The sequence below is a fragment of the Nonlabens sp. genome (genome assembly GCF_047636915.1).
GTDB lineage: Bacteria > Bacteroidota > Bacteroidia > Flavobacteriales > Flavobacteriaceae > Nonlabens.
The window spans coordinates 1-11,273 of the sequence record NZ_JBLIGN010000081.1 but is presented as its reverse complement, the minus strand read 5'-3'; the positions used below and the strand labels follow the sequence as shown (position 1 = coordinate 11,273).

The following is an 11,273-nucleotide window of genomic DNA, read 5'->3' as shown; positions in this document are numbered from 1 at the left end:
AAGTACAAGCAGCAAGTATCTGTAATTACCTCAATGCGAGAACTAGATATGAGTCCCGTTTACAAATTCTTCATTTCTTATTCGGCATTGCACAAGCAGATGGCCATATCAGTGAAGCAGAAATACGCGTCATTTATGAGATCGCTCGTAATTTAAGACTTACAGAGCGCGATTTTATATCGATAAAAGCCATGTTTGTAAAAGATCAAGATAATGCTTACAAGATTCTGGAGATCGATAAGTCTGTTCCTGATAACGAAGTAAAAAAGGCTTACAGAACCATGGCTAAGAAATACCATCCTGATAAATTAATGGATATGGATGAAGCTTATAAAAAAGGAGCTCAAGAGAAATTCAATAAAGTGCAAGATGCTTATGAAACCGTGCGCAAGGAACGTGGGATGAGTTAAAAGTCCATACAGCGTAATTTCAAACTTTTTAATTATCTTTTTACAATCATGCAAGATCTAGAAAACAAATACCTCACCGGTCAAGTATTACTCGTCGATAAGCCATTAGAATGGTCCTCTTTTCAAGTAGTGAATAAATTGCGCTGGTTGATTAGAAAAGAATACAAAATCAAGAAAATAAAAGTAGGTCATGCAGGTACGTTAGATCCGTTAGCGAGTGGTTTACTTATTATTTGTACCGGAAAAGAAACCAAGAATATTAGCACCTACCAGGCGCAAGAAAAAGAATACACAGGTACGATCACTTTAGGAGGCACAACGCCTAGTTATGATTTAGAAACGGAGGTGGATCAAACCTTCCCGTTAGATCAACTTACCGAGGACCTGATCAAAGAAACTACAGCACAATTTACCGGAGAAATACAGCAGAAGCCGCCTATTTTTTCTGCTATAAAGAAAGATGGCAAACGATTATATGAATTAGCACGTGCTGGCGAAACCACTGAAATTGAATCCAGACCAGTTACAATTCACGAATTTGAAATAACTAGAATCAATCTTCCAGAAGTAGATTTTAAAATCTCCTGTAGTAAAGGGACTTATATCAGGTCTATTGCTCACGATTTTGGTGCCGCTTTGAATAATGGTGGACATCTCTCTGCTTTGAGAAGAACTGCGATAGGAAATTATCGTGTGGATAACGCCATGAGTATTGAAAGTTTTGAGGAATTAGTTAAAACAGAATCTCAAGAATAATACCTTTATAAGGAACGAATTTTATTGCTGAAAATAAAACGCACAAAGTTTATTCTCATGATGAAACCGTCTATCTCAAAAAGAAAAGCCTTTAAAAAAAGATCTACTCGTAAGCTGTCATTATGGTAGCCGAAATACTAGGATAATCTCCGAAAATTATGTGATTGTATCTGATATGAGATAATCATCTCTGATAGGATACACAAAAGCACCTTCTCGCAGATAAGGAAAGTTAGTACCGGACCAATGGAATTTATCAAAAGGAAGATACTTATAGATCTAAGTTTAAATTTACAGGTTAAAATTCAGAAAACAAATTAAGAGTGTTCCAGATGAATATTCTGACAGTGAAATTGACAGAGTTATAATAGGTGATGTGCCTTTAAAAATTAAACTTTACCGGAACACTTAAACTATCTTGGACAGGTACAGAAAAGTTAACCGCTCCTTTGCCCACTATAATGGTTCCTTGATACTTCACATCCACTTTCTGGCTGCTCAAAAATTGAAGCGCTGCTCCTAGAATTCCTATTCCTTGATCTCCATGAATATCTGTAAGATTTACAGAGGTTCTTATAGAAAATTCAAACTCAGAGTTAGCAGGCATAACCACGTCTTCCTGTTGATGTATTTCCGCTGCTTTTTTACCACTTATATACACATCAAAATCTGCTTCCTTAAGATTTAACCCTAGACTATTAGGGTTATATAAGACACAAGTCGCTACAATGTCTAACTGATTTCCCGCCGCTTTTTCTATCTGGACATCTTTTATTTCTACAAAAACTATCTCTTCATACGGAGAATCACAAGAGCTTAGGAATACAATTGTGAATAAGAGAAAAAGCTTTTTCATGGTTAGGAGTTTGTGCAAATATAATAAGGTAAGAAGGTTGAGAATGTCACATTCTCTGAGATATGATGCACAGATGCCAGATAAATTTGAAAAACGTTTCTTCTTTACCGGTACATTATTCTCTCACCAAGTTTTCTGGAATGACAAGTAAGAGAATAAATAAAGCCTATTAAAGGTTTTGTAGCACCGGGAAATCTGCGCGATTATGTAGTGGTATATTATTGGGTCTGTACGGAGTAAAGTATATCTTCAAACATCAGTTTTACGACCTTTATACGTTGTGGATGCTAGACAAATTTGAAATTTACTTTTACATATAGGTCCAATTCTTTGAACCACATGTTATCCAGTGATACTTCTAGGAATATAAAATCGATGATAGCTTTGTGGATGCCAACTTAAATCCCGTCTCTGCCTTATAATATGGACGTTAGAAATACGTCTGCACCGATTGAAATAGCCTCTTTTGATCTAAAAAACACTTCTTTTTCATCTTTCAAGGCTACTATCAGATAATCAGCTCCTTGAAAAAAGCATTGTTTCACCTTTACTTTAAAGCCTTTATCAGCAACGATCAATTGGTACGGATACAGAATCTGATCTGCAGCAGTCTCTAACCATTCCTTAGGAATCAGATTTACCTCATCAAACAAAGAAGCTGTATACACATTTTTAGGGGTTCCATAAACCTGTGAAGTTGGTCTAAAATCTATTATCTCTCCCTTTTTCATAATTACCGTCTTATGGCAGAAGGAAAGCACATCATCATGATCGTGAGTGGCTGCTAGACAACTGATGTTTTTTAGGGTCAGATAATCAAAAAGTTTTCTACGTAGCGCATTTTTTCTAAAATTATCTATATGTGAGAACGGCTCGTCTAGCAATAATAATTGAGGCTCTTGAGCAAGTGCTTTTGCAATCGCTACACGTTGTTTTTGCCCGCCAGAAAGAGTTTTTACCTTGCGGTCTATAAAGTCTCTCATATCCACTACATCAAGCAATTCTAGAATGCGATTTCTACGATCATCGTTCTGAATAGAAAGGTACTCCCCTACATTTTCATAAACAGTTGTAAATGGCATAAGGTCAAATTCCTGCGGTACATACTTCATCATACAGTGACCAGGTACGAGATGATGGTTGGCTCCTAAAAGCTCTTCTTGATTCCATAAGACCTTGCCCTTTTTAGCCTGCAACAAACCGTAAACAATATCCAACAAGGTGCTTTTCCCACAACCACTTTCTCCTATCACAGCGACATGCGTGCCTTGTTCTATTTTCAGGGAAATGTTCTTTAAGGTTTTCGCTTTCGCGAAAGCGAAACTAATATTAATCAACTGTAGCATACAACAAAGGTAGTCACCAACCCGCAAGAACCTGCTAAAATTTTATAAAAAAGCAGTTGCAAAAAGGGGCACGTCTTTACTCGTCTTGATGTTGAACTTCATGTTAATAGATGTTCCGCCTGTAGCAAGCATAAATTCTGAAATGAAGATCAAGTCTGCAATATTTCAATTTAATTCTCCTGACATAATTGACCTAAAAACTTCTAAATCTATCAAAATAAACTGATCAAAACCATAGCTTTATTAAATACGAAAGTGTCCTTGCTTCTTCATCCATCGAGATGCCTGATCGCATGTGGAAGATGTCTGTTGTGTACTTCGAGTAATATTTCTGTATTTCTAGTGATCTAGAAATTTCAGGTGTCACTTTATTATTAATGACCGCAATTTTAGCCTCTTTTAAAAAACTAAGCGGTGTCCTTATGGATCAAATAATGCAACTGTATAAGAGAATCTACTTGATGGAATGAATCGATACTGGAGAGCTGTGCGCTTTGATATGATGCTACAGTAAAAGTATACTTGCTCCAACCGTATGCAGCAATTTACTCTAGTTTATAAACTTGTAATGCCCCTTCTTACGATTTTTGAGATGCAAGATGTGAGATGTAAGTCTTCTATCTGATTCTGCGCCGCATACCAAGAACTGTAATCTATGGATTAAAACGCCTTCTAATTTATTTACAGTGCGTATTACTTTTGCTTTTGCAGTGCCGTCTTCTAAAGAAATGAGTAAATCTCCATACTATTTGAGAGAATCTGGCTTACCAAAATGACTACGTCCTTTTTGAATATAGGAGTTGAGTTCTTGGTTTTGTGCTGTTGCCTAAAAGGCAAACAAAAGCTACAAGAAAAAAGCATCATTCTAAGGGGTGTAATTGGAGAGTCATTTAGGTTATTCATTCAAATAGGTGGTAACAAGCGCTACTATCAATAAAAAGAAGTAATCAGAAGGGATTACCTGCTTTTATTTTATTGTTCTTTTACAAAACCAACATTACAACCCTCTTTACACGATAACAAAAAACCCGTGCTTTTCAACACGGGTTTCTCTATTTAAAGTCTCCTCTTACATCAATTTAAATTTCAACTGCCACATAAGGGTCTATTATAAGGCTTTATAAATTGGAAGCTGTTGCGCTGTAAGAACCTGCACCTCGTTTATCGAGATATCTAGGTATACTTAATATTTTTAATTCGTCTTTTAAACCCTAGTTGCGTATTGCTAATCGGTTACCATATTTTGATAAATGTTTACCGTGCCACTGTCTTCATTACTCACAATTAATAGTGCCTTATCGTTACCGCTATCTTCACGAGGTATCATTAATAGACTTTCTGGAGCTTCATCACCCATAGCTTGTAACCAGGTTAAAAATACAGGATCAGTTGGATTGGTTACATCATATAATAAGACACCATCAGTACGTTCCATGGCAACTGCGAGTATAAAACGATTGCTAGCTGGACTTAATTTAGCAATACTGCTTTTAATTTCTAAAACAGCAACTGCTTCTGGCTCTGCTCCTTTATCATCACTTCTTCCATCTTCATCATTGAATCTTGTAGGGTTGATAGCAAGCGTATTTACAGCTATACTGTTACCACTATCATAATATAAGTCTCCACTAGTGGTCCAAAAACTAAAACTACGAGCTCCGTATCCAAAGATAACATCATAATCGCCATCACCATCTATATCACCATTTGCAGTGGTTACTTTAAGCCTCCCTAGATTTTCATCCAACTGTAAGGTTGCTGCATCAGGAAAAGCAGTTGGATCTAATATCAAATCTTTCAATCGTTCTTCTTCAGAATAGCCATCATAATCACGAGCGTCTCCTTCATTTGCTGTAACGATTAATTCTAAACCACCGACGTTTACAATCGCCATTCCATCAGGATGGTAAAAGGATTGTACGGGCCAGTTCTTTAATTCGGTTGCGTTATCCCTATCGCTTGCGTCCAGACTGTTTTGTGGATCATTGTAATCCTTCGTTCCGTAAGCCTTAATATAATTGATCGCAACTGTTTCTATATCGATACTTACCAATGCATTGTTTTCTTGACAGGTTACAAAAGCCGTTTTTCCGTCCTCAGAAATAACTATAAATTCTGGCTCTAGATCTTGTGCAACAGTAGCTCCAGGACCAAATATTCTAACCCCTTCATTTCTCAAACTTGCTTCCTGACCATTTAAGGATGCAAAGCTCAGTAATTGAACGTTTCCTGTGGCCACGTCAATAATCCCTACACTTCCTTCTGGATCGATTGTATAATCATCATTAGGTTCTCCTTCACAAGCAACAATAATCTTTGATCCGTCTGGTGTGAAAGTAACCATATCTGGTAGTGCTCCTACGGTAAAAGTATTCAAAAGGTTTTGAGTTGCGATATCATAAGTAACAACCGTACCGTTTAATTGTTTGTTATCATTCTCTACTGCTACCGCAATAATTCCATTCCCCACCGCAACACCGTTCGGTGCGCCAGTCATTAGAACTATGGCAGGTTGTTCAACAGGTATACTAGGGTCAGTCAGGTCATATACGTTTACCTGATTAGCAGCTGCGTTAATAACAAAGAGTTTTTTACTTACTTTATCATAAGCGCTTATTTCAGCACTTCCTTCCCCACCTACTTGAATGGTAGCTCCTCTTTGAAAATTCACTTCTGTAGATTGCGCTATAAAACTACCAGCGTCGTCATCATTATTACAACTCCATAGAGCAAGTGCGCAGAGCGCATAAATAATATTTTTCATTTGTTAAATTTTATACTTACAAAAGAAAGCTATACGCAACCTAATGAGGTTAAGCAGATTTTATGAGATGGTATATTATGAGTTAACTAATTGTAAAGAGATACAGGAATTGATTTCTATTCAATTTTAGATCTCCACAAGCTAGACATGAATAGCAGGATCGCTGATATTCGTCTAAATCTATTTTATAAATGAGGTGCTTACTGATAGAAAAGGGTGCATCAAAACTGATAAAATAAAAATTTTACTCTATAAAATCATCTCAAACAAATCCGTATAACGCCAACAATAACTCCAATATTTGTCCTATCAAATCTGAAAAGCTCTGAGAACGAAAAATGATACTCTTTTTAAAATATTGCAAAGGGATAAAAAAAACCCATGCTTTGGAGCATGGGTTCTTGAACTAATTTATAAAATAATTTTACATCTTCACTTGAGACTTTACATCTGGAAGCTCTGTATATCCCATATTATAAAGGCCGAAAGCATAAATATCAGTTCTCTCTTGAATTTGTTGCTCTGTAGATTTACCAGCACCGTGACCTGCATCAGTTTCTATTCTAATTAAAGTAGGTGCCTTTCCAGCCTGCTTAGATTGAAGCTCTGCAGCAAACTTAAAAGAATGAGCAGGCACTACACGATCATCATGATCGCCTGTAGTTATCATAGTGGCTGGATAGGAAACGCCTTCTTTGATATTGTGCAATGGAGAATATCCTTTTAAGTATTCAAACATTTCTAGATCATCCTCAGCTGTTCCATAATCGTAGGCCCATCCTGCACCAGCAGTAAATTTATTATAACGCAACATGTCAAGAACTCCTACAGCAGGAAATGCTATTCCTGCAAGGTCAGGCCGCTGCGTCATGGTGGCTCCTACTAAAAGCCCTCCATTTGATCCACCTTGAATTGCAAGGTGTTTTGTATCGGTATATTTATTTTCTTTTAACCATTCTCCGGCAGCAATAAAATCGTCAAATACGTTTTGCTTTTGCAATTTAGTCCCTGCATCATGCCATTTTTTACCATATTCTCCACCGCCACGAAGGTTTGCTACCGCATAAACACCACCCATATCCATCCATGCCGCTTGCGTAACAGAGAAACCAGGGTTTAAAGAGATATTAAAACCTCCATAACCATAAAGAATAGTTGGGTTTTTACCATCCAAAGCTAATCCTTTTCTATGCGAGACGATCATAGGTATTTTTGTACCATCCTTAGAGGTATAGAAAATTTGCTTGCTTTCAAAGTCATCACTGTTGAACTTGATATCTGGCTTGCGATATACTTCTGAAGTTCCTTCTTTAATGTCATACAAATAAATACTTCCTGGAGTCGTATAATTGGTAAAGCTATAATACAACGTCTTTTCTTTTTCTTTTGCGCTAAAACCACCCACGTTTCCTATTCCTGGAAGTTTTACTTCTCTTACTAAGGACCCGTCATAATTGTATTGTTTTACTTGAGAAACAGCATCTACCATATATTCTGTAAATAGATAACCACCCGCTGTAGACGGAGCAAGTACGTGCTCTGTTTCTGGAATCACATCTGTCCAAGTTTCCTGAGTAGGATTTGAAAAATCAGTAGCGACTATTCTCTGGTTGGGCGCTTTATAATCAGTGACCAGCCATAATTTTGATCCTTCATTGTGCAATAAATACGTATTGGTATCAAAATTATCAACTACAGCTACTAAAGGTGCATTTGGTATGTTCAATTCTTTCATCCACATCTTTCCCCCATTTGTAGATGTGCTTCCTGAGATGACTAGATATTTTTGATCTTCAGTGACGCTGCCACTTACGTATCTATACTTCTGATCTGCAGTACTGCCAAAAATAACTTGATCATCACTTTGGGGCGTTCCCATTTTATGATAATACAACCTATGTTGATCTGTCATAGCGCTTAACTCACTTCCTTCGGGCTTATCATAACTGGAATAGAAAAAGCCATCATTTCCTTTCCATGACATCCCAGAGAATTTTACATCTTTAATCGTATCGCCCACTTGTTTCATAGAAGTTGCATCGAGCACGATTACTTTTCTCCAATCACTACCACCTTCGCTTATGGAATAAGCAAATAAGGAACCATCTTTTGTAAAGTTAGCACCGCCTAGAGAAGTCGTTCCTTTCGCACTAAATGTATTTGGATCTAGAAATACCTCAGCAGTTTCTGGATCGCCATCTTTCAAATATCTATAAATAACATACTGATTTTGAAGCCCGTCATTTTTATAGAAATAAGCATATGCTCCTTCCATAAATGGAGCGCCTACTTTTTCATAATTCCAAATCTCCGTTAGGCGTTCTCTGATCTCATCTCTGTAGGTTATTTGAGAAAGAAATTCTTCAGTCGTTTTATTTTGCTCCTTTACCCAAGCGCCCGTTTCTTCACTGCGATCATCTTCCAGCCATCTATAAGGGTCTGCTACTTCAACACCATGATACACATCTACGGTATCCACTTTTTTTGATTGCGGATAAGTCATTGCCATACTTTCTTCTTTTTTATCTTCTTCCTTACAGGAAATTAATACCGTTAAAACTGCTGCTCCTATTAGCCATTTTTTCATAGTTGTATCATTTTAGTGTTTAAATATCAAATATAAATTGCTTCTTTTTTCGTTTCACACCCTTAAAAACACCATTCTACAAATGTGTCAATGCCTGTATTTTCAAATGGACACCAATGGAATAATTCAATTTATATCCACCGTTTAGCGGTAAATAGGCGTTATTGTTTTATAAATCTAGAGGTTATAGGTCCCGAATCTGTAAAGATTTGAGCCATATAGACACCAGATTGAAGTTGATAGGTACTTATATTATTTGATTTAGATGTTGTGATCAATCGGCCCTGTAAATCATAAATCCTTACACTTTCAAATTGTAAACCTGAAAGAATCTCTAATTGTTCTGTCTGATTGTTATGGAACAAGCGCACTTCTGATGTTTCTGTTACCAGCGTTTCACTCAACACAGTATCCGTATATCTAAAAACACCTAGGTTATTTATGACATCACTAAAGCTACCGCTATATCCAACAGTCTCATTAAAAAAAGCACTATCTACGTGTTGATCCGTATCAATATTGATCCAAGTAATTCCATCGTCGAGCGAGTATGAACTGCCAGCAAAATTTGCCTCGCCTCCAGCACTTACCATATGAAACGTTCCTGAAATATAAGCAATAGCACCACCATAAGGAGCACCTGTTCCAGAAAACACAACGTTATTCCAAGTCTGTCCAGCATCTGTTGTTTTAAATATACTTCCTGTATTACTTTGGATCACTCCACGACTGGCTGTTGCAAAAGAAATATCACCAAAGATAGCAGTCCCACCAAAATCAGTTAAGGGCGATTGATACACATTCCAAGTTACTCCACGATTCGATGAATGCACCATGCGTCCAGCGCTAGTGGTAAACCAGATACTATCACCCGAATAAGCAAATTGAGATAAGTAACCAAATTCATTATTCAATGGCGCTGGCAAACTAGAAGAAGGTATTCTTGAATAAGTGTCACCACCGTCATTAGAAATATAAATTTCCCAATATCCATTTGCAGGGTCTCCTATCGCTAGGCCGTTATTTGCATCAAAGTAATGTACTACATTTGGAAAACTAGCTGCATTATTGAAAGCAGCTCCTGTTTGTTGCGCCCAAGTCGCCCCAGCATCAACGGTTTTCCAGATGCCACCTTGTTGTGCCACCTGTCTAGGATAAGCAGCCACAAAAGCGGTATTGGTATCTACTGCGCTTACATCTGCTATTCCTAGATCAAGATCGCCCAAATCAAAAGCTCCTGCGGTCCAAGTCAATCCTGCATCATCTGTTTTAGAAAATTGCTGGATGTTATTTGAGGTATTCACACCATCGTAGGCAATAGCCCAAGCAACATTTGCATCTACTACATGAAACTTGCTTAATCCTGTAAGATTAGCTGTAAATCCTGATGAAGTTTCTGTCCAGAATTGTCCTTGCGCCATTAGACAAAAAGAAATAAAAAAAACTGGGAGTACTTTTCTTGTCATAACTGAAACCTTCAACACGTAAAGTTAAATAAAAATTACGCGTTGATTTGTTACTGCAATGGTTTTAAATCAAATCGTTTTTTATCAAGTACTCTGCTATCTGAACTGCGTTAGTAGCAGCACCTTTTCTAAGGTTGTCTGAAACGATCCACATATTGATTGTGTTTTGTTGAGAATAATCTCTTCTTATACGGCCTACAAAAACATCATCTTTTCCCTGAGCCGTTAATGGCATAGGGTACACATTAACATCTACATTATCTTGGACCGTTATTCCAGGAGTTTCTGATAGCAGTCTTCTTACGTCAGACTCGATAAAATCAGTTTTAAACTCAACGTTGACACTTTCAGAATGTCCCCCTACCACAGGAATGCGCACGGCAGTTGCGGTAACGGCGATAGTTTTATCGTCTAGAATCTTTTGGGTTTCGCGTACGAGTTTCATTTCTTCTTTGGTGTATCCATTTTCTTCAAATACATCACAATGAGGAATCGCATTTTTATGAATCTGGTAAGGATAAGCCATCGGTCCTTTTTTACCGGCATATTCATTTTCTAATTGCTCTACTGCTTTTACACCAGTTCCTGTAATAGACTGGTAGGTAGAAACCACCAATCTTTTTACTCCATATTTTTTATGAAGTGGTGCCAGCGTTGCTACTAATTGTATGGTAGAACAGTTGGGATTTGCAATGATTTTATCTTTTTTAGTAAGAGAGTTAGCATTTATTTCTGGAACGATCAACTTCTTATCAGCATCCATTCTAAAAGCACTAGAATTATCAATAACGGTAGTTCCTACCGCTGCAAATTGAGGCGCAAACTCTATACTTACAGAACCACCAGCAGAGAAAAGGGCAATATCTGGTTTCATCTCCACAGCCTGTTTCATACTTACTACCTTTACTTGTTTGCCTTTAAAGGTTATTTCTGTTCCTACAGATTTCTCTGAGGCCACAGGAATAAGCGTAGAAATAGTTAGATCGCGCTCTTCAAGGATACGCAGCATCACCTTGCCTACCATACCGGTAACCCCTACAACAGCTATTTTCATAAGTTTGAAATTTAAGTGGTAAAAGTATTGCCTG

8 protein-coding genes are annotated in these 11,273 nt (G+C 37.3%); 2 read left to right on the top strand and 6 right to left on the bottom strand.

Annotated elements, in window-relative coordinates; all coding sequences use genetic code 11:
- Both ACJAT0_RS10760 and truB read left to right on the top strand, forming a co-directional pair.
- Window positions 1-410 (top strand): DnaJ domain-containing protein (locus ACJAT0_RS10760; RefSeq protein WP_415181649.1); only part of this gene is annotated, 410 nt, incomplete at its 5' end.
- 48 nt (window positions 411-458) lie between these two features.
- A complete protein-coding gene (gene truB, locus ACJAT0_RS10755) occupies window positions 459-1,166 on the top strand; it encodes a tRNA pseudouridine(55) synthase TruB (RefSeq protein WP_374004154.1) in 708 nt (235 codons plus the stop codon).
- Between the two features lie 382 nt (window positions 1,167-1,548).
- Here the strand turns inward: truB and ACJAT0_RS10750 are convergent, their stop codons facing one another.
- From ACJAT0_RS10750 to ACJAT0_RS10725, 6 genes are all read right to left on the bottom strand, one after another.
- Window positions 1,549-2,022 (bottom strand): LEA type 2 family protein, encoded by a 474-nt coding sequence (locus tag ACJAT0_RS10750; protein ID WP_415181648.1) that lies wholly within the window; start codon window positions 2,020-2,022, stop codon window positions 1,549-1,551.
- A gap of 416 nt (window positions 2,023-2,438) precedes the next feature.
- A complete protein-coding gene (locus ACJAT0_RS10745; RefSeq protein WP_415181647.1) occupies window positions 2,439-3,368 on the bottom strand; it encodes an ABC transporter ATP-binding protein in 930 nt (309 codons plus the stop codon).
- Between the two features lie 1,225 nt (window positions 3,369-4,593).
- Entirely contained in the window at window positions 4,594-6,132 is a 1,539-nt protein-coding gene (locus tag ACJAT0_RS10740) for a choice-of-anchor I family protein (protein WP_415181646.1), read from the bottom strand.
- Between the two features lie 424 nt (window positions 6,133-6,556).
- A complete protein-coding gene (locus tag ACJAT0_RS10735) occupies window positions 6,557-8,719 on the bottom strand; it encodes a prolyl oligopeptidase family serine peptidase (protein WP_415181645.1) in 2,163 nt (720 codons plus the stop codon).
- Window positions 8,720-8,880: 161 nt separating this feature from the next.
- On the bottom strand, window positions 8,881-10,140 hold the full coding sequence (locus ACJAT0_RS10730) for a T9SS type A sorting domain-containing protein (protein WP_415181644.1): 1,260 nt from the start codon (window positions 10,138-10,140) through the stop codon (window positions 8,881-8,883).
- Window positions 10,141-10,249: 109 nt separating this feature from the next.
- Window positions 10,250-11,239 carry an aspartate-semialdehyde dehydrogenase gene (locus ACJAT0_RS10725; protein ID WP_415181643.1) on the bottom strand — a complete coding sequence of 330 codons (990 nt, stop codon included), beginning with the start codon at window positions 11,237-11,239 and terminating at the stop codon, window positions 10,250-10,252.
- Window positions 11,240-11,273: the final 34 nt, after the last annotated feature.

What these genes read in the sequence shown, in the direction of transcription:
- ACJAT0_RS10725 (WP_415181643.1), bottom strand. Translation starts at nt 11,239, where the DNA reads ATGAAAATAGCTGTTGTAGGGGTTACCGGTATGGTAGGCAAGGTGATG.
- ACJAT0_RS10745 (WP_415181647.1), bottom strand. Translation starts at nt 3,368, where the DNA reads ATGCTACAGTTGATTAATATTAGTTTCGCTTTCGCGAAAGCGAAAACC.
- ACJAT0_RS10750 (WP_415181648.1), bottom strand. Translation starts at nt 2,022, where the DNA reads ATGAAAAAGCTTTTTCTCTTATTCACAATTGTATTCCTAAGCTCTTGT.
- ACJAT0_RS10730 (WP_415181644.1), bottom strand. Translation starts at nt 10,140, where the DNA reads ATGGCGCAAGGACAATTCTGGACAGAAACTTCATCAGGATTTACAGCT.
- ACJAT0_RS10740 (WP_415181646.1), bottom strand. Translation starts at nt 6,132, where the DNA reads ATGAAAAATATTATTTATGCGCTCTGCGCACTTGCTCTATGGAGTTGT.
- ACJAT0_RS10735 (WP_415181645.1), bottom strand. Translation starts at nt 8,719, where the DNA reads ATGAAAAAATGGCTAATAGGAGCAGCAGTTTTAACGGTATTAATTTCC.
- truB (WP_374004154.1), top strand. Translation starts at nt 459, where the DNA reads ATGCAAGATCTAGAAAACAAATACCTCACCGGTCAAGTATTACTCGTC.